General features: G+C 54.5%; 15 protein-coding genes and 1 pseudogene. 1 reads left to right on the top strand and 15 read right to left on the bottom strand.

The window, feature by feature from the left end; translation table 11 throughout:
- Positions 1-176 precede the first annotated feature (176 nt).
- On the top strand, positions 177-485 hold the full coding sequence (locus RGW60_RS19190) for a DUF6124 family protein (protein WP_322206058.1): 309 nt from the start codon (positions 177-179) through the stop codon (positions 483-485).
- 794 nt (positions 486-1,279) lie between these two features.
- On the opposite strand, the gene RGW60_RS19180 is transcribed toward RGW60_RS19190, so the two are convergent.
- The 15 genes and pseudogenes from RGW60_RS19180 to tssH all read right to left on the bottom strand — a co-directional run bounded on the left by RGW60_RS19180 (position 1,280) and on the right by tssH (position 21,954).
- Positions 1,280-3,460: a lipase family protein gene (locus RGW60_RS19180; RefSeq protein WP_322206056.1), complete on the bottom strand. Its 2,181-nt coding sequence runs from the start codon at positions 3,458-3,460 to the stop codon at positions 1,280-1,282.
- Between the two features lie 11 nt (positions 3,461-3,471).
- Positions 3,472-4,356, bottom strand: coding sequence for a hypothetical protein (locus RGW60_RS19175; protein ID WP_322206055.1), 885 nt, complete (start codon positions 4,354-4,356; stop codon positions 3,472-3,474).
- Between the two features lie 10 nt (positions 4,357-4,366).
- Positions 4,367-5,155: a hypothetical protein gene (locus RGW60_RS19170; protein WP_322206054.1), complete on the bottom strand. Its 789-nt coding sequence runs from the start codon at positions 5,153-5,155 to the stop codon at positions 4,367-4,369.
- 435 nt (positions 5,156-5,590) lie between these two features.
- On the bottom strand, positions 5,591-6,427 hold the full coding sequence (locus RGW60_RS19165) for a DUF4123 domain-containing protein (protein WP_322206053.1): 837 nt from the start codon (positions 6,425-6,427) through the stop codon (positions 5,591-5,593).
- A complete protein-coding gene (gene tssI, locus RGW60_RS19160; RefSeq protein WP_322206052.1) occupies positions 6,424-8,499 on the bottom strand; it encodes a type VI secretion system tip protein TssI/VgrG in 2,076 nt (691 codons plus the stop codon). The genes RGW60_RS19165 and tssI overlap by 4 nt, the downstream gene beginning before the upstream one ends.
- A 112-nt stretch (positions 8,500-8,611) precedes the next feature.
- Positions 8,612-9,496 (bottom strand): annotated as a pseudogene (locus tag RGW60_RS19155) (serine/threonine-protein kinase); the annotation flags it as partial.
- Positions 9,490-10,206, bottom strand: coding sequence for a PP2C family serine/threonine-protein phosphatase (locus RGW60_RS19150; protein WP_322206050.1), 717 nt, complete (start codon positions 10,204-10,206; stop codon positions 9,490-9,492). The pseudogene RGW60_RS19155 and the gene RGW60_RS19150, both read right to left, overlap by 7 nt.
- A complete protein-coding gene (tssM, locus tag RGW60_RS19145) occupies positions 10,206-13,700 on the bottom strand; it encodes a type VI secretion system membrane subunit TssM (RefSeq protein WP_322206049.1) in 3,495 nt (1,164 codons plus the stop codon). The genes RGW60_RS19150 and tssM overlap by 1 nt, the downstream gene beginning before the upstream one ends.
- On the bottom strand, positions 13,700-14,578 hold the full coding sequence (icmH, locus tag RGW60_RS19140) for a type IVB secretion system protein IcmH/DotU (protein WP_407074103.1): 879 nt from the start codon (positions 14,576-14,578) through the stop codon (positions 13,700-13,702). The genes tssM and icmH overlap by 1 nt, the downstream gene beginning before the upstream one ends.
- 5 nt (positions 14,579-14,583) lie before the next feature.
- The gene (gene tssK / locus RGW60_RS19135) at positions 14,584-15,915 is read right to left on the bottom strand and encodes a type VI secretion system baseplate subunit TssK (RefSeq protein ID WP_322206047.1); all 1,332 of its coding nucleotides are present in this window, start codon (positions 15,913-15,915) and stop codon (positions 14,584-14,586) included.
- 2 nt (positions 15,916-15,917) lie between these two features.
- On the bottom strand, positions 15,918-16,418 hold the full coding sequence (gene tssJ, locus RGW60_RS19130; RefSeq protein ID WP_322206046.1) for a type VI secretion system lipoprotein TssJ: 501 nt from the start codon (positions 16,416-16,418) through the stop codon (positions 15,918-15,920).
- Positions 16,419-16,423: 5 nt separating this feature from the next.
- A complete protein-coding gene (gene tagH, locus RGW60_RS19125; protein ID WP_322206045.1) occupies positions 16,424-17,596 on the bottom strand; it encodes a type VI secretion system-associated FHA domain protein TagH in 1,173 nt (390 codons plus the stop codon).
- Between the two features lie 18 nt (positions 17,597-17,614).
- Positions 17,615-17,755 carry a type VI secretion protein gene (locus RGW60_RS19120; protein ID WP_322206044.1) on the bottom strand — a complete coding sequence of 47 codons (141 nt, stop codon included), beginning with the start codon at positions 17,753-17,755 and terminating at the stop codon, positions 17,615-17,617.
- Between the two features lie 67 nt (positions 17,756-17,822).
- Positions 17,823-19,340 (bottom strand): sigma 54-interacting transcriptional regulator, encoded by a 1,518-nt coding sequence (locus RGW60_RS19115; RefSeq protein ID WP_322206043.1) that lies wholly within the window; start codon positions 19,338-19,340, stop codon positions 17,823-17,825.
- A gap of 10 nt (positions 19,341-19,350) precedes the next feature.
- Positions 19,351-21,954 (bottom strand): type VI secretion system ATPase TssH, encoded by a 2,604-nt coding sequence (tssH, locus tag RGW60_RS19110; RefSeq protein ID WP_322206972.1) that lies wholly within the window; start codon positions 21,952-21,954, stop codon positions 19,351-19,353.
- Positions 21,955-21,956: the final 2 nt, after the last annotated feature.

Below are 21,956 nucleotides of genomic sequence, written 5' to 3'. Positions count from 1 at the left end.
AAGCGTCACTTTTAGCCAGGCGCTTTTTTATCGCCTGAGCTTTATGGTGGCTGTGCGCAGGGCACCCTCGGGTGCGCCGGGTCTCCAGTGTTCCGGTCGACTAACCTGTGCACAGCTGCCACCCATTGTTTAGTCGCAATGTCTGGCAGCTCCACTAAACACTGGAGATGTATCAGATGACAAAAATCACCCCCGATCCACCCCGCCCAAAACGCAACCGCGTCGCCCCGCGCCCCTCCCGAACCACCCAACAAAACCTACCCGACAGACTGTTCCACGTCCGCGAATACGTCAGCGCCGAAGAAGCCCTGACCACCGCTTGCGAAATCCTCGACTGCGCCGCCGCCGCCTACGAATCCGCCGAAAAACTCGACGCCCCTAACCGTAAGTTGGTATTGGCTGTCGTGTATCTGGTAGAAACCGCGCAGGAATTGCTGGAGTCCGCATTGGCTGCTGATCGGCCGAAGTCGGCTGTCCAGAGCTAACTCCGAAACCTTGGGCGACAAACACAACGCAGCAATTCTGTGGGAGCGAATTCATTCAAGAATGGATTCGCCTTCACGTTAAAGCTGTGTCTGGCTAACCAACAACTCACACTTAGCCCTATAACTCCCGTGCACCCTGACGATGACTATCGGAACTTTCCTACAGCAATTAACACGCCGGACTACAGACTGAGTTTTATTTGCTGAATATGCTTTCGATACTTTCAGCAACACAAGGGATGTCGAAATGACCAACATCTTCAAAAAAGCAAACCACATTGTAAAAACGACACTAATGTTGTTTTTATTACTCTCTACAAACGGATGCGGGACATTAGCAGGCAGAGCACAATACGACGATCCTCACGCCTATTTTTTTAAAAGCCTTCAAGGCAGCTACGAATTTCTTACGGGAGGTTTTGCGAGTGGGTATGACCCCTCACATTACATATGCTGGATGTCGATAATCTGCCCCGTGGCATTTGTTTATTCCTTACCCGTCGACGCCGCAGTCGACACAATCCTCCTGCCTTACGACTTATATAACCAATTCAAATAATACGGCAAACCAACGTTCTCCGACTCCACTAGTCTGTAGGAGCTGCCGAAGGCTGCGATAAATCGGATGATTTATTCAAATCCCGGTCACCATCCGATAATCGAAGCCTTCGGCGTGTTTTCATCCAGGCTGTTTGCAGCAAAATCTTTGAACCGCTAATCTGCCCAGTTGAGCTCGCCGACTTTAAGGAGCGAACGGGTATACGCAGGAGCGACTTCTTAAAAATCAAAAGTCATTAAGTAAATGAGTCAGCGTCCCTATCCTGATAAACGCCTGCAATGTACACATCGTCCGGCTCTGACGGAATAGCCGCCAACTGCACCTCGGCCGTGTTCTCTTTATGAGCCTTCCAACGTTCTAGTCCTGCTTCAAACGTGGGTGATAAAACCGCGCTCCCATAAACATCAATCGGATTAAGTCTGGTTGCATTCAGTTTACTTAGCCGAGCGCGGGTCAAATTCAAACGGTGTCTTTCTGAAATAAGCTGACTTAACAGGTTACTTGGCCCATCTTCACGACTACGTAAATTCACCGCGCGTGGGGCGCGCGCCTCCTCCCGACTAATTTCGCGATCCTGTTGCTCAAGTGCCTTTTCAATAAGGCGATATTCTCTGTCAGTAACTATTGTCTGATTAGCTTCAAGCGTTTGTTGCCAGCGACGAAAAGTCGCCCAAGCAAAAGGCACGTAGCTTGGAACCATATAATGATCATTATGGTTAACGATCTGCGTAATGAATGCAGCCCTGTCTGGCATATCATTCTTGCCGTTTGCATATAACTTATTAGCAAGTTTACATATTGCCGCACCTTCAATAGATTCGCATCCGGGGTCCCAGAGGATAGAAGATTCTTCACGGCCGTTGAATTTCACAGGCATAAAATGCTGTTGTTTTCCATGATGTCTGTACTCGTCCCCCTTTAAGTTGGCCGTTCCCGCGTAGAACAGTAACCAACCATAAGGGTTGCTTGCCCCCACTACAACACCCGGCACCCATACCTTCCAATTCGCATCCATCCACGGCGAGGGTACGCTGGGCACAGGGTCATTATTATTGACTATGCGGTGGTGGACTAGTTTGGAGGCGCCTTCGACAAACGTGGAATCACCCGCGCGTGGGGAACCATATGTATAGAGGAGAACGTCGTATCCTTGTTCATTACGACGTAGCGCCTCTGCCAATAAAGTCGTTATAGCGCCGCCTAAGCTGTGACCGCAAATAATGATTTTCTGACCAGTGTAAAACTTGGACAGATAAATCAATACAAAATCATGGATGGCAAGATAAGCGCTGTGAAATCCTTGGTGCGCCTTTCCTTGACCTCCAACGAATGGCACTTGAAGAGCATCGCCATCTCGGAAAAAATCTGCACCCTCCTGAGTGCCACGAACGGTAATTAACACAATTTCATCATGGTGGCTGATGAACGCTTGAGTGTCTGTGCCGTCTTCGTTATTTGAATCATCGAAAAAATTTATGTTTGCCGGGTGCTCCTGCTCTTCTCCCCTGTCAGGCCGATTTTGCTCATACAACGCGGGATCAAAAGGAAGAATCTCAAAGCGTTTTGAGTAAGGAACATCCTCGTATACTGGATAAAACGGGGTGGGCTGCTCCGGCTTCATACGCCCAACTTCTTGATAGCCAGCCAGCGTTTCGGCAAATAAATTACCAAAGCTTGGATTTAGGGGAAACTTCACGTGATCAATCGGACGTTGTCGCGGTTCTTGTCCAAAATCGTTGTAGGTAATTGTGGCCACCAACGCCAATTGATAAAGATTTAACGCGCAGAACTCGTTGTCGGTAGACAGCATAGGTCGCAATGCACGCAATGGGCGGACCTCCAACACCGTATGCTTATTGGGTAGAAGCTCTACGCCATACATATCCTCCAGTTCGGGCCCAATTCCCAAACCGCTCATCGCCTTAAAGACAGACCTGCGAGGGGGATAAAAACGTTTTACTACCGGGGGCAGGTGCGCCGTGTGCTCGACTAAATCCCGGACGTCAACCTGATAAAAAATATCGGCGTCTAGTTTCGCTGGATTGTGTTCAGTACGAATGCCCCCCTGATGAATAAAAAAAGATTCTTCCGCACGTACCTGAAGTTCTGTAACCGGCAGGGGGTAATTGTCTCTTTCCATGAGTGCTGTGTAATAATCTCTTACTCCATGATAGGCATCATTGAAATATAGAAGTACCGGACCTCGGTAGCATTCATTATTTTTAGCAAAACCGTCGGCATCAAGTATCCCTTCGTATCGCTGTCCCATATTATCTACGATCCAGAATTTGAGACCTCCGTAAACCTTGCCTTCACCGGACTCATCTACCATACGAAAACTAAACCATTGAGCACGTAATGGACACGCTAGTGCTTTCTGATTGAACATTTTTTTCACCTCATTATTAAAATCCATATCCGCGCCCGCTATTCAGTGCAACTTGGATATATGGAACAATCGCGGCCATCCGGCATCCTGAAGGATTTAAAATCTGTATTGTTTCCGCGACAAAACGCATAAGCATCATCAAGCCCTTTTCCCATACATCGCTTCCACCCATTAGCGAATTTAACCCAAGTATCACCCATGTAAGGCAACTCCTCCTCCACAATCCTAAAGGCGATATTTACGGTTTCGCCAGCTAACTGGCCACGCTTCAATATCCCACCAGCAAGACGCGGAAGTACTTCACCCTTTTTATCTTCAGCACGGCATTTCAATATTTTTGCAAGATAACGATTAGGCCCCATAGTGCGAAACAACCATTGACATTGCCCATTAAACAGCTGGCCGCTTTTACCCAATAAGGGCGGAGTGCCAGTTTCGCGGTCGAGAATAGTTAGCCAAGCGCTGTCAATACCAATATTTGTCCAACGTGGGCCATAGCGTCCTTTTATATCCAACTTTATACTTTTCAGTACCAACGAGCAGCTATCCGCGATCTTGGCTAAAGGGATATCAAACTCTACAGTGTGGGCCGCTTCCTGCAATTCGCTCTTGAACGGAAACCGAGTAGGTGTACCGCGCTTGACCGTACAGGTCTCGCCGCTCGCTGGTGCGTAACTGGCCAATGCCTGAAGTTCAAAGTTAGCAGGCATAGCGGTCTGTAACTTGAAGGTATCGACAGGCTTAGCTGAACAACCAATCATGGCTCCGACCGATATTATAAAGAGCGCACAATTGATATTAATGTGGCTATACCAATTATGGCACCAAGTATTAACCATCATTGGAAAATTTAACTGCAGTGCGATCCATGGGAAGGAAATATTTTTTTCACTAAACGCTTCTCCGTTATCATTTAGACGCATATATATTCTTCTATTCAGCGCAGCTTGGATAAATGAAGCAAGCCTTACCATCAGGCATTTTAAATTCCATAAAATGAGGCGGGGTAGTGCAATACTCTTCGTTTTTGGATCCCCACCGACCGGTGCATGCCTTCCAACCGAGTGGAGTTTTTAACCAGGATTTTTCAAAATAAGGCTCTTCTTCGCGTGCAATATTAAAGCTTATATCAATTATTTTTCTGGCTAGCCGGTCACGCTGAAAAGTTCCGCCGGCGGCGCGGAGTAGAACTTGGCCGTTTTCAGCTTCAGCACGGCATCTCAATATTTTCGCAAGATAACGATTAGGCCCCATAGTGCGAAACAACCATTGGCATTGTCCGTTAAATAGTTTGTCGATCAAACCAGGGTCATCGGTAGTATTATCAGCAGGCGAATCAAGGAACGACAGCCAAGCGAAATCACTATCGCCATCTTCCCGATCCGGCCCATATTGGCCCCGTATATCTAACTTGATATTTTTCAGCACCAACGGGCAGCTATCCGCGATCTTGGCTAAAGGGATATCAAACTCTACAGTGTGGGCCGCTTCCTGCAATTCGCTCTTGAACGGAAACCGAGTAGGTGTACGGCGCTTGGCCGTACAGGTTTCGCCGGTCGCCGGAGCATAACTGGCCAATGCGTTAAGCCTGAAGTTGGCTGGCATGGCTGTTTTCAATTTGAAACTTTCGGGTGCAGAGGTTTTGCAACTAGCTGCAAGCATTACAAAAATACCAAGCGTGAGGTATCTCAAACCTTTGTAACGGTCCCTTTCGGTAAACATTTTCTATCCCTCTTTTTCTAAGTCAGTTCTCGCCAGGTTCTCAATAGCTATTCCTTTGCCTCAACTATAATTTAAAACTTTGACCACGGAGGGCAAGCAACGCCTGAGACATCTCCAATGGTTAACGTGTCCATCACAAATGTGGCGGGCAAGTCTATTAATCCAAACGGAATACTTAAACCATATGTACTAATTATTGCAGGTGGATATAGTATCGCCATCAGATCAATTTGCGTTCCGCCGTACATACAGGAGTGCGGGACAATTCGGTTTCCAAACCAAGCACATCCCGTACACATTAGAAATGCCGCACTCATTACTACCCAATTAATTTTTTTCAAATTTGTGCCGTTTATTACTTGAACAAAATAATTTTTCATTCGTGAACGATTGGTCGTCACGTCGATAGTCTTTACCATTAGATAATCATTAGGATCAGCTCGCCCAATACTTGGCTTCATTGTATAGCCGTTCAAAATGAACTTCTGGCGCTTCATCATTCTTAGGCAACCAACTTTGAATCACGGCCCCTTTTTCCTCTTTGAGCCGCTGGCTAATCAGGAAGGCCAACTGATTTGAAGTGGTCCAATTCCAGTCATCTGCCAGATCTAATTGCTCAGTTATCCATTGGCCCACATTGATATTTTCATCGAGTTCGCTAATGGCTTCAGCATGCTCTGAGAGCAAATATTGAGCTACGTTCGCATGCAAAATCGCCCGCGATTGTGCCGCCGGTACTGGAACAGACAACCAAGCTGGATTTACCGGCACGGGATAAACACCGGGACTGGGATTCTCCCCCACCGCCCACTCCTGCCCATTCCAATAAAGAACACTGGCTATGGACCCGAGGTATTCAGGCAGCGCTTCGGGGTTTAGATGATTCAACGCCCGCGCCAGCACTCGGTTGTCGTGAAATCTGTACAGCGATTGCTCGGGGCGCTGGCCGATGATGATGCGTGCGCGCCAATGATTGGCCATCGCCGCCAACTGGTCGCCTTTGCAGCTGACCAGCCAACCCCAGTTGCGCTCGGGGGTTTCGAACAGTGAGGTAAGCAATGGCCGCATGGGGCTGCTGATTTTGAGAATCAGCGGACCGGTCACCATATCGCTGATGGGGGTTTGGGCGTAGACGCTGATGTACTCCGGCGTCTGTTCCACCGCCAAAAACGCTTGGCGGGTTTCCTGTTCACCGTCTGAGTTAAGGATCAGGTAGGTCGAGCGGGCGAGGCGGGATTGTTCGGCCATCCATGAGTTGGGCTGAATAGTCATGCGGTAGCTCCTTCAAGCATGCAAAGGCCTTCTCGACAGGCCTCGCATAGAGGACAAACATCGTCGCCAAAGACGTTGCTGCGAATCAAGATTGCCTGTTGGGCGTAGGACATAACAGGTGGCAAATCGGGAGGCGCGATCAATGCGGCAACGGCGTCAGGAGTCAGTGGACTCGCCGGAGTGCCCGGAACGGGCGCGCCGCCCAGCAGAATGGGTACGCTGGAGTAGATACCTGCGGCGCTGACAACGAAGTGGACGCCCCCTGCTTTTATCGACAGGCTGATGCCCGCATCGATAACGACGTTGCCGCTGGATTTGAGGTGAATTTCTGTGCCCGCTTCAACCACCAGCACTTGGCCGACCTTGGTATGACTGCTGGTCGCGACGTTCAGGTTATCGCCCGCTAACAGTTGGACGGATCGCTCGCCAGTTGTGGTGCGGTCTTCGGCGGCTTTGAGCACCGAGGTGCTTTTGCCCGTGATGGTTTCCAGGCGTTCGTTGCCGACCTCAATGCGGCTGTCATTTTGGATGTTCTGTTCCATGTCCCGCTGCGCGCGGAGGTAGATCAGTTCTTTGCCGCTTTTATCTTCAAGGTGCAGTTCGTTGTAGCCAGTGCTCGCGAGCGTGCTTCTGGATCGGAAAACGCTCTTGGTTTTGTGCTCAGGCAGAGGGTAAGGCGTTGGATTCTGATTATTGGTGACGCATCCGGTGATCATTGGCTTGGCCGGATCGCCTTCTAGAAACGTAATGATCGCTTCCATGCCTACCCGAGGGATGGTGACTGCTCCATAACCCTGGCCCGCCCAACTGCTAGACACACGCACCCAGCAACTGGTGGTTTCGTCGTTCTGTTCAGCTCGGTCCCAGTGGAATTTGACGCGCACTCGTCCATATTTATCGCAGTAAATTTCCTCGCCAGCAGGCCCGGTAACCTTTGCCGTATGGCTGCCGTGAATCTTCGAAATACCGTGCCTCAAAGGAGGCCGAAACTGGGTTTTCTCTGGAATGGCGGTGAACGTATTGCGGTACCCCTGTGCAATCCCGTTGCTTTCAGCAAGCATGCCAGCATTGAATTCTTCCAACACTTGCGGCTGGTAGGCCTCGTGTTTCACGGAGATCAATACCCAGAGTGCGTTCCAGTCAGGGTCAGAATGGCCCTCGACTTGCAGTACAGAACCACTGCGCAAAAGCGGCTGGTCGGTCGCACCTTCGGCTAATTGGTAGTCGGTTCTATGGCGTTCCAGCAGTCGCTTTATGCGCTCGCGCCCACCCGACTCATCGGTGAAATTGCCGGGGTAAACGTAGTCCTGCATATGTGGGACGAGGCTGGAATCTTTGATGGCTTCCAGTTGAACGTGGGACTTCTGAAAGTCATAGTCGCGGCTGATAATTTCGCTGGTCCGAGCGATTACACGCAACCCGAAGTCATTGATGGCCGGTCCCTCAGGCACCATTCCGTTAATAGGTACGTGGGGGAGCACCAATGTCGGCTTATTGTGAAAGAGAGCTTCGTCATCGCCGAATATCAGGCGATGGCCATCTGGCGCGTGCTCGAAGTAGAACCAACGGCCGTCCTCTTCACACAACCTTTGAATAAAGTGCAAATCCGTTTCGTCATATTGAACACAGGACTCACGCTCAGCCATAGGTAAGGCGCCGGTCTTGAACTCAACATGCAAACCGCTGAACATCCCGTTCTCTTTGAGCACTTGGGTGATGATTTGAGTGGTGGTCTGGTTCTGGAAAATACGCCGGTGACTGGAATGTTGCAGGTAGAACAGATAGGGGGTCAGCACCAGCGTGTAGGACGTTAGTCGAGTACCGGTACGGCCTTTTTTGATCGAGTAAATATGGCCATGCAGACCTTCACCGTCTTCGCCAAAAGACAGAAAAGCTTCTTTATGCAGTAGGTTTTCAAATTCTCTCGGTTGCCGCTCAGTGACGATTTCGATGGTGATTTCATAAAGACGACTAATCGCTTCTTCACCCTGGAACGAGAGCACCAACAGGTTACTTTCTTGTTCCCCCTTGATGCTCAGGGTGATTTTTGTGGTACTGGCCGGATGGGACATTCGTCACTCCTTGTTTCAACGTAAGGACTGACTGTGAACGATGTCGCCCCAGAAAAATGCCATCCAAGTCAATGCGCAATGTAGGAAATTTCCTGAAATCCATTAGCACCCATCAGAACCAGCGCCAAGACCTTGCTGGTGCTGCTTGAAGGAAGATATCCCGCAATTCACTAGTCTTAATCGAGCGTTTTTTTGGCTTAAATGCCAAGGCAGTTTTCAACGCCGGCCAACAGCCTTTCGGCAAGTGCGTGGGGCATTGCAGTCGACGATTTAGTTTCTTTTCCCGGGCTTCAACCGCGGTCAATCGCTGAAAAGGATGTTTGCCGCTTGCAAGCTCGAACAGCACACAGGCGACGGCGTAAATGTCGGTGTTGGTTGAAAGAGGCCCGCCTTCCAGCAATTCGGGCGCCGCGTAGGAAGGCGTCCAGGCGTTGAGATCGTTACGACGCAGTTTGGGTAATCCTGGTAGCACACCGTGCAACGTCTGTCCGAGCCCGAAATCGAACAGACGCAGACCGTCTTCGGTCAACATGACGTTGCTGGGTTTGAGGTCGCCGTGGAGAACCCCTCTCCCATGGGCATGTGCCAACGCATCAAGCAATTCAATGGCGATACCCCGTAACTCAATCCAAGGTACGCCCAATGGCCGTTCGCAGAGCAGTCGATCCAGAGGCAGACCACGCATCAACTCCATAGTGATGAATGCGCGCTGGGTGGCGGTGTCGATATTGAAATCAAACACTTGCACCACACCGGGGTGGCGTAGGTGTTGAGTCAGCGCAAATTCGCTATACAGCAGCAAGTCCGCATCCGGCGATTGTGCGAACACGTCACTGAGGATTTTGACTGCAATGCCCGCGTCGGGAGCGCCCATCTGCTCACGCAACAAATCCCGCGCCCGATACACCAAGCCCATGCCACCCGCACCCAGCAAACGCTCGATGCGATAACGGCCAGCCAGCACGTCGGGTAAAGGCGGCAAGGCGTCGGTCATTGGCTAATCACTATGGCAGTCAAGTTATCCCGGGCGGCGCCACCTAATATGTCATTGAACAGGCTGTGCATCGACTCAAGGCCCAAGGTTCTAAGCAGCACCTCGTTGTCGAGCCCTTCATAAAAGCCGTCACTGCACAGCAAAAACACATCGTCCGGTCGCACCTCCAATTCCACTATTTGCAACTGGAGCTGATCACTGGCACCAATGGCGCGGGTCAGGGCTTGGGAGTTGGGTTGCCGGCGGGCTTGGGCGGGACTCATCTTTTGCTCGTTGATCAATTGCTCAAACACCGAGTGATCGCGGGTCAGTTGATGTAGGTGGTTGTCGCGCAGCAGATAGCAGCGGCTGTCGCCCGCCCAGACACAGGCGCCGCGTTTGCCGTCGATCAGCAGCGCGACGACGGTGCTGCCCATGATTTTGTCTTTGCGCGCCGGGCTAACGGTCAGTTCATGGCTCATGCGCCGGTTGAGCCAGTGCAAGCACTGGCGCACGGCAATCACACCCTCGTCGAAGCTGGCCGCTTGGGGCAGTTCGGCGAGGTGGGTGACGATCAATTGGCTGGCGATGTCGCCGCACTGATGACCGCCCATGCCATCGGCGACCACCCACAGACCGCGCTGTGGACAGTCCAGGAAAGCGTCTTCGTTGCGCGTCCGAACCTTGCCAACATGGGTGCGGGCCACGCTGCGCCAAGGGTTTACCTGACTCATCAAAGTTGCGCCGGCAGACGGAAGCTGCGCAGGGCAGCCACATCGAACGGGTTAGGTGAGCGCTGGGCGAGCAACAGGTAATTGGCGCGCAGGCCACCGACGTCGGCTTTGAGGACCATCACATCGCGGCCTTTCAGGTACTCGGTCTGCATCAGGTCGAGCAGGCGGAACAACGACCACGGCCCGGTGTTTTTCTCGATGCCGATGGCACGTCCGACCATTTTTTCCAGCACCAGGCTCGTGCGCCCGTCTTCGGCATCGGTTGGCCAGGTGAAGGACATCGGCACGATGGGGCCGTGGCGGTATTCCAGTTGCTGGTTGCCGAAGCGGAATTCGGCGCGGCTCACGGTCGGGTCCAGGGTGTAGGGCTCAAGTTTGAATTGCACCTGCGGCTCGTTCGGGTCGTGGGCGAAGAAGCTTTGGCGAATGACCTGCACGTGGCCCATTTGCGCCAGGTACAACCGCGACATGGGCAGGCTACGGCCGTCGATGCTGCGCAAGCGGTAGTTACCCGGCGTGCCGCTGACGAAGGGCCGCATGTAGTTGTCGAAGAAACGGTCGGCAACCCCCTGCGCTTTGAAGAACTCACGGAAGTCGCTGATGGCGACGTCGCTGGTGCTGTGGGCGTTGAACGGGTAACGCTGATGCAGGGCTTTGCTATAGAACTCGTGAAGCTCGCTCTGATAACGCTGATTCAGGTATTGGTAGGCATCACCGAGGACCAGCATCCAGGTGTCCTCGGCCAACACGTCCAGCCAACCGCTGATGGGACGCGGCAAGCGGCTGGTTGCTCCGCGCAAGCTGTTCAGCGCATCACGCTGGCCGTTCATGCGCAGCTTGGCCATTTCGTAAGCTGCCTGATCCGGCTGGCTGGAACGCGCCAGCGTGGCGACTTGCAGTTGCAAATCGTTAAGCGCCTGTAATGTCGGCATCAGCTCGGGTGCCGGGCCGTTGTTGGCGTCAAGCAGTTGGTGCAAAGGCTCGAAACGGCGTTGCATGGTTTTCTTCGCCGTGTCCGGCAGGCTCTTGGCGAGTGCGCCCTGAGCTTTTCCGGCGGCCGCAGCGGCGACTTTACCCAGTGCGCCGAGTTTGCCGCCCGCTTCACCGGCCGTATCGGCCAGTTGCTCGACACCTTCGGTGAGATCAGGGAAGCGGGTGTTATCCCGGACTTCGACCAGCAGTTGCAGCAGGGGCGAATTGGCGGCGATCAGCCCGGCAAGCTGGCTGGCGCCCTCGCCCGCACTGCCGAAGGGTTGCAGGTTTATCTGGCCGATGGCTTCGCCCCAATGGTTGGCGTAGTCGCGGAAATACAGCTGCTCCAACTCGACCATCAAACGGCGCAAGTCCATGCCGCTGATGCCAGCGCTTTCGCCCAGCACCCAGTTATCGCGCAGGATGTCGTTCACCAGAGTCGCGCCTTGGGTGGTGAAGAACTGTTGATAACCGCGCTGGGTGTAGAAGCCCGGAATCAGATAGTCGGTGCCGCGAAATACTGCGCCCTGCGGACCTATATGTTGGCTGACACGGTATTCTGGCAAGCTTTGGGCTTGTTCTCGCAGTGATCGATAGACCACAGCGGCTTGGGATTCCGCTTTTAGAACCTGACGTGCCTGAGCCACCAATGCATCGTTAAGCGGGTAGGTAAATCCGTGGGCTAGCAAACGACTGAGGTGTTCGCCCAAGCCGTTCTGGACCTGAGTTTTGCCCATGTAGCGCATCGACCAATCGGTGGCGACCCAGTCTTTGAGCCACGACGAATCCCGGCGCTCGGTAAGGTTGAGCATCAGGTAAGCGCGCAGGCTACCCAAGAGCCGCTCGCGATCGTTCATGTTGGCGCGCACTTGCGCTTCGAGGGTACGGGCTACGCGGGGCAGCAGTTGTGTTTTTAGTTGGCGCTGGTAAGCATCATCCAGCACCGGATGACTAAGTTCACCCTGATAAAGCCCGCTGCGTTCGTGAAGTTGTACATCGCTCAGCGCCGGGAATACGCGGCTTGCCGCGTAGCCGGTGTCCAACACCTGAAGCGCCGCCATGGCGTCGTCTTGCGGGGCCAATTCGAGATGTTGTTTGGTGAGGTTTTGTGCGAACTCACGCAGTTGTTCAAGGCGGCTGTGGTTGGCGGAGAACCCAAGCGCCCAAAGCAGGCCGAATAGGCCGAGTGCTGCGAATGATGTTACGTACAGCGCACGCTGACCCCAGTGGATTCGGCGGCGCTCACGCTTGTTGAGCCCGGCGAGTTCGGCTTCAGGAAAGATCACTCGGCTAAACAGGTGGTTGATGAAGCGGGCGGAGCCGGTGAATGCCGGCATTCCAGCGGCCTTTTTGTAGGTGTCAGTCTGGGCGCCGGTCTGCGGCGCACTGGTCAGGTAGAAACCGCGAAGTTGACCAGCCCGCTCGTAACGATTTCCGCCGAACGCTTGCGCAACAAAACTGGTTAAACCTTGGCCAATCTTTCCCAACTTATGCGGAAAATCAAAAACCAGAGCACGCCGGGGCAAGCTTTGCTCTTGCTGCATACGCGTGATCACTTGGCTGTTCAGGCGTCGAAGCAGTTCTTCAAATTCATGGCGGATGACTTCACGATCATTGCCGCTCTGCCCCTTGGCGAAACTGGCACCCAGCACCTGGTCACTTTCTTCCCTGCTTAGATGTTCGAAAAACGCTTCAAAACCCTGGACCTGGTCAGCCTTGCTGATGACCAAATAGACAGGAAGATCCACACGCAGTTGCTTGCGGATATCTTTCAATCGCTCGCGAACCGAATTGGCAAGCGACATCAAACCTTCTGCATCCTTCTCTAGCAACTCCATCGGCACTGTGATGATGAGACCGTTGAGTGGTCGATTGCGGCGACGCGCTCGGAGCAAACCGAGGAGCGTTATCCACGAATGGCTTTCGACCGTTCCAGGGTTGTGCGTGAGATAGCGCGCAGCGGTGTCGATTAGCACACCATGCTCACCGAAATACCATTCGCAAAAATTCGCGACGGCGGATTCGCTACCGATCTCATTGCTGATGTTGTTGAGCGGAAAATCAAGTCCTGAGTGTTTCAACAAACTGCTCTTACCGCTGCTCTTGGGACCGATCACCAAATACCAAGGCAACTCGCTTCGCCAGCGCTCGCTTTTTCCGCGATACAGGCTAGCGGTTTTCAATGTTCGAACGGCTTTTTTAAACAACTTGCGCAGGCGCTTTTCGTCTTCCTCCATTTGCAGTGTTTTTAATAAACCCCCTGCACCGTCGGCGCTTTTTTCTTCGACGTTTTTACGTTGAGTGCTGCGCCAGCTGTCATAAACAATAAACAGGCCCCACGCCAGAAACAACACACTGATGCTCAGCAAGCGAGAGTTCGCGTCTTCCCAGAACTTGTGATCATCGACCGCCAGCAGCGGCCCTAAAAACCAAACTGCTAATGCAGCCAACAATACAAACAATAGCGTCCAAACCCAGGTTTTCCCTAGAAACGTCGCCAGTTTTTTAAAGAAAATTTTCATCATGCATCCCTGTCTTGCAACCACGGTTGGATCACTGCCGAATCAAGCTGACGGTAAGGTTCAAGAACGGTCTCGCGTTGCTCGTTAAGCACCCAGGCAAACCCGGAATACATGACCGTCAGACACACCAACGTGAAAAGCACTACCAACCACCACGGCACAATGCGTACAAGATTGCGGCGTTGATCCTTGAGGCCGAGCCAGTGGGGCGATAGTTCGCGCGGTGCATCCCCACGCAGGTGGCGAATAGTTCGATAAAGTCCGTCACGAATGTCGTTGAGCTCAGCCTCTCCTTGTTTATCCGCAGAGTGATATTTGCCTTGAAACTCCAGCGCCAAGCAGAGGTACATCAGCTCCAGCAAGTCCAGATTCTTGACTGGGTTACTTCTAAGGGCGCTGAGCAAGACAAAGAATTTTTCACCGCCGAACGTTTCCTTATGCATCCGATACAGCAGGCTTGTTGCCGACCAATCGTTTTTCTTCGTAGCCCCCTCAACTGCCGGCAGCTGGGTTCTTACCGCGGCTTCATCGAGGGCGGTACACAACACGTAGGACGCCTGATCTAGCAGATGGCTTTCGGCATTGAGGCTCAACGCTCGCGGGTGGAAGGAGCCCAGTTCTCGCTCCCATTCTTTCTTTAGGCTTTCCGGATCATCAATTCTCTTTGTGTACTTAATCTCGACGAGCTTGGACAACATCGCAGAGGCAGCGGCCACTAACGGGTTAACACTGGCACTGAAGGTTTGTCTGGCATCTAAAGCAACGGATTCTAATTCGGGGCGCTCTTTGTCGGTCACTGCACTCGCACCCACTTCGCCACCAGCTCGGGGCGCAACAAAAGTTGCTTGATCTGCTACATGACCTGTTTCACGGGTTATTTCATTCATTTTTTTATCGCCCAAAATTTCAGTTCAAGGGCCGGAATATCAGTAGGCACATGGAATGCAAACCCACCTGATTTGCTGAGCTTCGCCAACTCCTCGACGCTTAGATCCAAGGTGAAATAGGCCTTGTCGGCATGGAAGGCGATCTGACGTGGTGCAACTGGAAGCGGCCGAACACTGAAGCCGGGCATGTGGTGATTGACCAAGCCACGAATGGTTTCCACGGTTCCGACTTTGAGTTGCGCGAGTAGGCGTTTACGCAGCTCCTCAGTGCTGCATTGCGCACCCGCCACCAATACGAAGGACGACGTCTCGAAATGCGATTGATCGGCGACGATGGCGACTTGAACCCCATAATCGTGAGGTATGAGGGCCAGCGGCGTCGCATGTTCTTCCAGCACCAAGGTCATCAAATGTTTGAAAATGTTTATCAGCGTTTCAAAGCTTTGGCTTAGATCGCTGTGCTTATATTTAAGATTCGGTGGCGTACGCCGATCTGCCGTGGCAAACGTCGATAACTCGCCCACGACCTCCAGCAGCGTGCGGTACAGCTCCTCGGGGTGCACGTGTTGCAGGTTTTCGTAATGCTGCAAAATCAGCTGCGTGCGGTTCATCATTTGCATCAGCATAAAGTCGCCGACTTCGGAACCGCCAGCCTTGCCGCTGGCGCTGAGCCGCTCGGCCAATGCGGCACAACGGGTATCCACCAGGGCGATGGCTTCGTTGAGGCACTTGGTCAGGTAGGTCGAGGCCTTGGCGTGAATGACCGTTGGGGCGAAATCACCGTTAAGCGTCACGCCGCCGTCTGCCGTGCAATCAAGAATTTCGCACAGCTGAAGCTTCACGAAGATCTGATCGCTTTGCTGCTCACCGATCAGCAAGCGAAAATCCGGACGGCCGCATTGCACTTGGCTGGCAATACCCTCCCCGGCATTCGAATTAGAGATTTCGGCGTCGTACATGGAGTAGCGCGCCAGTACGTCTTTGTCTTCGTCTGCCCGGGCTTCGATGTGATTACCGGTCACCAACGGCAGCGCCAGGTAGACCGGTGCTTTGCCGATGTTAGGCGGCACCTGGATCATCAATGGCTCAACGCGACCTTCCAGATTGAACAGGCTGCCGTCAGGCAAAATGCCGGTGGCCTGACTGACCACAATCTTGCCTTGTTTTAACGGATCAGCCTCAATCCCCTGATCCAAAAAACCCCACATGTAGCGGCCTAGCAACTGCGTGCGGGTTTTCATTTGGTAATCGTAGTAGCGGTCGTTGTGCTGAAAGTGCTGCGGGCGCAGGAGCATGCCTTCGCGCCAAATGACTTTATGAGCGTTCATGGTCAATCTCCTGCTTTGTCGAGGTAGGCCAAGGCGTTGTGGATGCCGGCTTGATCCAGGCGCAATGTTGCGTGGGTGCGTTCCACGGGCGTCAGCTGAACCACGTAACGCCACTTGGTTTCCGGCAGATCGCGATAGGCGGCAAGGACACCGACGTATCGGCTGCCGCTGTCGACGCTGAGCTTGAGGTCCAGGCTTTCACCCGGCCGTAGCTCTAGCTCTTCGCTGGTCACAAGGTCCGGCGCCAGGGTTTCTTTCGGTCGCTCGTACAGGCTGAAGAAGTCCGCATTTTCGAAGGCCACGGGATTTTTCAGCTCGATCAAGCGCACGACAATGGGTGAGGGCCGTCCATGCAGGTCTGGGTTGAGCTGGTCGCTGGCGGCCAGCGTCAAATCCAGCTTGGTCAGCGTGGAGTACGGCGACAGCGTCGAACAGCCAGCCAACAGCAACAGGGCCGCAAAAACTGACAGGTATTTGAAACAGTGAGCGTGAAAGCAGGACATGCGCGTCATCCTTGTGGGTCGGTGTGAAGGCTGTCGATCAGACGAACCTGTTCTTCGTAGGCCTGGGCGAAGTCTCGCGCCAACAGGCGTTCGCTCCAGTCGTCGTCTTGGCCCAGCGCGTGGTGATAACGCCCATAAGCGCGCCACAAACCGCCGTCGGTGGAAAACAAAGGCTGGTGACCGTCGCGCTCGAAACGCAAAGCCAAGTGCTGCGGCGCAAAGTGCTCCAGGGTGCTGCGCAAGGCGGCTCGGCTGGCGCTGAGCATGGCCACTTGATGGGCTTGCAGGTCATTGAACGAGCGGACGATTGAGCGCTCGGCATGGGTTCGTAACTGCGGGTCGAGCAACAACCCTTTCACTGCATCGCTGGCGGTGGCCGCATGCTTGATCGGATTGCGTTGCGTGTATTGCCCAGTGGTCAGTGCCAGGCGCAGTTCATTTTTCAACTCAGTGCGCGTGCGCAGGCTTTGCTGCAAATTGCCAATGCTGAGCTTAAACAGGCGAGCTGTTTCAACAGCCAACACTTCGCGACTTGGTTGGTCGAGGTCATCCACGCTCAGGCCTAGCGCTTCGGCGAAACGCTGCCAGAACATTTCGTTTGGATCGGGTAACGGTGCCGGTGCTGGGGCTGCGTCCGGCTCTGGCGTCGGCGGTATCAGCGTCGGCACGATCAAATGCTCACGCTGAATCGGCGCGTAATCGGCACATTGTTGGGGTTCGGGAGTCGGCGTGTCGATAGCTGACGGCTGTTGCGTGGCAGCCATGGGCGACAGGCCGAAATTGACATCCTCTGGGATGATCAGCGAATTGCGGGGTACGACCGATTGAGCGCTCGCTGCGTTGGACTCAGCGCTTTTGCGTATCACCTGTGCCCGAATGTCGAAGGGGCCGATGACGTACACAGCGCCGTCTTCGATGCGTACATTGCTTTCTTTAACCAAGCGCTCGCCGGTGGCTTTCAGGCGCACGCCATTAGTGCTGATATCCCGCAGTAAAAAGTGGCTACCGTTAAAGCTGATCTGCGCATGTTGGCGGGATACTTGGCTGCCGTGGTCGACGATCACCCAGTCGGAGTACTCCAGGCGGCCAATCGCGCCGCCCCTGGGTTCAAACACGCAGCGTAATTGCTGCGAAGGCGCAGCCTGTTCGGTGTTCACTATTTCCAGAACCAATTGCATTTGCTGCACTCCTTGCGGTCATTTGCCGCGGTTGACCACCTGTGGGTCACCGAGGGGACGATAGGTGTCGTCACTGAATTTGTAGTTGCCGCTACAGCCGCCGAGGCAGCATGAAACGAGCAGCGTCAGCACGATTGCTGGCCATTGACGAACGAACATCGGTAGGTCTCCAAGGTGTGCAGGCGGTGCTGCAAAGAAAGGGTTAAGTGAGGTCGACATAGGTCGTTCAGGTCCGAACGTCGGCGGGGCGAATATTCAGGCGTTCCATCCGGTACAGCAGCGTGCGGCGCGCCAACCCAAGCTGGCGGGCAGCCACAGTTTGATTGCCACCGGTTTTTCTCAGGCAATCGAGCAATAAGCCTCGTTCGATCTGCTCCAGACGCGCGCGCAGATTCAAGCTGCTGTCGCTGGGTTCCAGATCGCGGCGCAGCGCAAAATGCTCGGGTAATAGTTGGTCGCCGTCACACAGCAAAATCGCCCGTTCGACCAGCGCCTTGAGCTCGCGAACATTGCCGGGGAAAGCGTATTGGCAGAGCTGGTCCAGGGCTCCATCGGACCAACTCACCGGTTCGCGTTTTAGAAACGTGCAGGCTTGATCGGCAAAGTGACGCGCCAGGTCCAACGCATCGCCGCCCCGGTCACGCAGGGCAGGCAGTTCGATCGGGAATTGCGCCAGGCGGTAATACAGGTCTTCGCGAAAACGCCCAGCGGCGACCAGTGCGGCAAGGTCGCGGTGAGTGGCGGCGATGATGCGGACGTCGATTTTGTGGGTGTCGTTGGAGCCTAACGGGCGAATCTCGCCCTCCTGCAATACACGCAACAACTTGGCTTGTAGCAACAGTGGCATGTCGCCGATCTCATCGAGCAACAGCGTTCCACCATCCGCAGCATCGAACAGGCCGACACGATCACGGTCGGCACCGGTGAAAGCTCCTTTGCGATAGCCGAACAGCTCACTTTCCAACAGGCTATCTGGAAGCGCGGCACAGTTTTGAACGATGAACCCCTTGGATCGACGCGGGCCGTTTTCATGAATAGCCCGAGCGATCACCTCTTTACCGGTGCCCGTTTCGCCCCTGAGAAGCACGGTATAGGGGTTATTCAGCACCTTGCCGATCAAGCGACTGGTTTCGCGCATGGCCGGGCTTTTACCGATCAGTCCGTAGCCACTGGCAATCGGCACGGCACTGACCGAAGTCGAGGATATTTCTGAAGCCCGGCGCGAACGCTGTAACAGCCTTAGTTGTCCGAGCACGAACGAACCGAACTGCCCCAGCGAGTCAGCAAAACCCTGAAGTTCGCGATGCTCGCGGCTGGCGCACACCAACAAACCGCTGACGGCGTTGTGTTGATCGAGCAGGGGCACACACAGCAATGATTGCCAAGGGCGCCGTCCGGCCGGGAGAAACGTCGTCTCTTGCAGGCTGGCGCTCAAATTGCACAGGCTGACCACCTTGTTCTGACACAGCGCATACTGCAGCAATTGCTCGCCGTCATAGTCCGTTGGCAGGCTGGCCGCCGCACGCGGCTGCAAAAGCCCTTGCCAGTATTCGGCATTTAACACGAGGCTGGTGTGGGTGGCGTCCAGCAGGTACAGCTGACTGATTTCGCACGCACTGAGCTCGACCGACGCACGCACGAAATCGCCGAGCAACGTCGCTGCGTCCATGGCGCTGGAAAGGCGCGCGAACTGCGCTAACAAGTCATGGGCGTAGCGCAGTGGTTCGGGCACCCCTGAAAACATCACGACCACCTCATGCGAACTCACACGCGACGGCATCATGCGTGTCTAGAGTGGCGTGGACGCTTTTGAGTGTTGCTCCAGTGGCCATCGCATCGAGCAGGCGATCCGCAATCAGCGGCAATAGGTGCGAGTCCAGCAAGTGATCGATAAGTCGCGCTCCGCTGTCACTTTGAGTGCAGCGCTCAGCCAATAGATCGACCAATATTTGAGAGTGGCTGAAGCCCAGTTGGCGACGGGCCAGCCGTTCACCCAGGCGCTGCAATTTGATCTCGATCAGCTCGCGCAGTACCGGGCCGCTGACTGGGTAGTACGGCACCACCCGCATGCGCGCCAGCAACGCTGGCTTGAAATGCTGGCTGAGCACCGGGCGGATACTCTCTTCCAACGCTTCGGCGGTCGGACGATCACCATCGCGACACAGCGCTTGGATGCGATCACTGGCGAGGTTGGATGTCATCAGAATGAGCGTATTGCGGAAGTCGATTTCGCGCCCTTCGCCGTCATTGGCGATGCCTTTGTCGAAGATCTGGTAGAAGAGATTCAGCACATCGGGGTCGGCTTTTTCGACTTCGTCGAGCAGCACCACTGAATAGGGTTTCTGCCGCACGGCTTCAGTCAACATGCCGCCTTCGCCATAACCTACATAACCTGGCGGCGAACCAATCAGGCGAGAAACGGTGTGTTTTTCCTGAAACTCGGACATGTTGATGGTGGTAATGAACCGCTCACCGCCGTACAACAAATCCGCCAGCACTAACGCGGTTTCGGTTTTGCCAACGCCGCTTGGGCCCACCAGCAAAAACACTCCGACCGGAGCATCAGGTTTGTTCAGTCCGGCAGCGGTGGCGCGCATTGAGCGATCCAGCGCACTCACCGCTTGGTCTTGGCCCCGAATACGCAACCGCAGGTCGCTGGCAAAGGTGCTGACGCGGGTGTTGTGTTCTCGGGCTAACTGCGCCAGTGGCACGCCGGTCCAAGCGCTGATGACCTCGGCCACTTGACGCGGGCACACTTCGAAACTCACCAACCGCTCGATCTCATGGGCAGCGCTCAAGGCGCTATGAACATTGTGCAACTCGGTTTCAAGCGCCTTGAGTTCATGCGAGTTGTCTTCACCTGAATCGCTTTCGTCACCGCGAGCGAGGGCCAATTGCTGGCGCAGCTCAAGCAGGCGTTCAGCGAGTTTTCGTTGTTCGTCCCACGATTGCTCTACGGTGTGCTGCTCTCGCTCAGCGTCTTCGAGGCGGCCCTCCAATGCGCTTAACGCATCTTGATCAATGCTTAATCCAGCCTCGGCATCCCGTCGCATTGCATGGCACTGACGCCCACCTTCGGCCAGCTCGCTGCGCAGTTTTTCCAGGCGCTCAGGCGGTGCCGCCAAGCTAATGCGCACGCGGGCACAGGCGGTATCGAGTACGTCCACTGCCTTGTCCGGCAACAGGCGGCCCGAGAGATAACGCGCTGATAACTCAGCGGCCGCCACAACGGCATCGTCACGCAGATAGATGCCGTGACTCTTTTCATAAATAGGCGCCAATCCACGCAATATTGTGATGGCTTCGGTGACCGTCGGCTCATGCAACCGCACTGGCTGGAAACGTCGCGCCAGTGCCGGGTCTTTTTCAAAGTACTTTTTATATTCAGCCCACGTCGTCGCTGCAATGGTGCGCAACTCACCACGCGCCAGCGCTGGCTTCAATAAGTTGGCGGCATCGGAACCACCGGCCTGACCGCCAGCGCCAATGAGGGTGTGGGCCTCATCGATGAATAACGTAATGGGCTTAAGCGAGGCTTTGACTTCGTCAATCACGCCCTTAAGTCGCCGTTCGAACTCACCCTTGACGCTGGCGCCCGCCTGCAACAATCCCATGTCCAAAGACAGCAGCTCAACACCTTTTAGGGAGTGGGGCACCTCGCCCCGGGCAATGCGCAACGCCAACCCTTCAACGATGGCAGTTTTGCCGACGCCCGCCTCGCCGACCACGATGGGATTATTTTTACGCCGTCGGGCGAGAATATCGATCATCTGGCGGATCGCATCATCGCGGCATAGCACCGGATCAAGCTTGCCTTCGCGGGCCTGCTGGGTGAGGTTGTGAGTGAACCTGGCCAGCAACGATTCACCGGGAACAGCGGGTTTCCCCGCCGCCGGCTCTGCCTGTTCAGACAATGCGAAATCACGCAGACGGTCGGCGTTCAATTTGGCCATAATCGGTTGGTAGCGGCTGCCGGCATAGCGCATCGGGTTGCGCAGCAACGCCAGAATCAACGCCGCCTGCCCCACATGACTTTGTCCAAGCTCAAGCGTGGCAACCAGCAGTGCGTCTTGCAGCCATTGCACCAGTTCGGGTGCGAACACCGGATTGCGCGAAGCGCTCTGTTCATCTCGCGGCTGCAACGCAGCAGCCAGTTCACCGGCATCGACTTGCGCGTCCAGCAAGGCTCGGCTTAATAAGCCTTGGGGCCGCTCCAAGAGGGCCAGCAGCAGGTCTTCAATCAGAATCTTGCTGCCGCCCCGGGCGACGCAACGCTCGGCCGAGCCTTCCAGTTCGCGACGGGTTTCGGCGTCCAGGGCCTGAATAAGTTGTTGCAGGTCTACGTTGATCATAATCAGTC

Origin of the sequence: Pseudomonas sp. AB6, from assembly GCF_034314105.1 — a bacterium.
Lineage (GTDB): Bacteria > Pseudomonadota > Gammaproteobacteria > Pseudomonadales > Pseudomonadaceae > Aquipseudomonas.
This window is presented reverse-complemented; position numbering and strand designations above follow the sequence as displayed.

Coding starts and splice junctions, on each gene's coding strand:
- RGW60_RS19165 (WP_322206053.1), bottom strand. CDS start 6,427: ATGACTATTCAGCCCAACTCATGGATGGCCGAACAATCCCGCCTCGCC.
- RGW60_RS19115 (WP_322206043.1), bottom strand. CDS start 19,340: ATGTTTTCAGGGGTGCCCGAACCACTGCGCTACGCCCATGACTTGTTA.
- tagH (WP_322206045.1), bottom strand. CDS start 17,596: ATGCAATTGGTTCTGGAAATAGTGAACACCGAACAGGCTGCGCCTTCG.
- tssI (WP_322206052.1), bottom strand. CDS start 8,499: ATGTCCCATCCGGCCAGTACCACAAAAATCACCCTGAGCATCAAGGGG.
- RGW60_RS19180 (WP_322206056.1), bottom strand. CDS start 3,460: ATGGATTTTAATAATGAGGTGAAAAAAATGTTCAATCAGAAAGCACTA.
- RGW60_RS19190 (WP_322206058.1), top strand. CDS start 177: ATGACAAAAATCACCCCCGATCCACCCCGCCCAAAACGCAACCGCGTC.
- RGW60_RS19120 (WP_322206044.1), bottom strand. CDS start 17,755: ATGTTCGTTCGTCAATGGCCAGCAATCGTGCTGACGCTGCTCGTTTCA.
- tssK (WP_322206047.1), bottom strand. CDS start 15,915: ATGAACGCTCATAAAGTCATTTGGCGCGAAGGCATGCTCCTGCGCCCG.
- tssJ (WP_322206046.1), bottom strand. CDS start 16,418: ATGTCCTGCTTTCACGCTCACTGTTTCAAATACCTGTCAGTTTTTGCG.
- RGW60_RS19175 (WP_322206055.1), bottom strand. CDS start 4,356: ATGCGTCTAAATGATAACGGAGAAGCGTTTAGTGAAAAAAATATTTCC.
- RGW60_RS19170 (WP_322206054.1), bottom strand. CDS start 5,155: ATGTTTACCGAAAGGGACCGTTACAAAGGTTTGAGATACCTCACGCTT.
- tssM (WP_322206049.1), bottom strand. CDS start 13,700: ATGAAAATTTTCTTTAAAAAACTGGCGACGTTTCTAGGGAAAACCTGG.
- RGW60_RS19150 (WP_322206050.1), bottom strand. CDS start 10,206: ATGAGTCAGGTAAACCCTTGGCGCAGCGTGGCCCGCACCCATGTTGGC.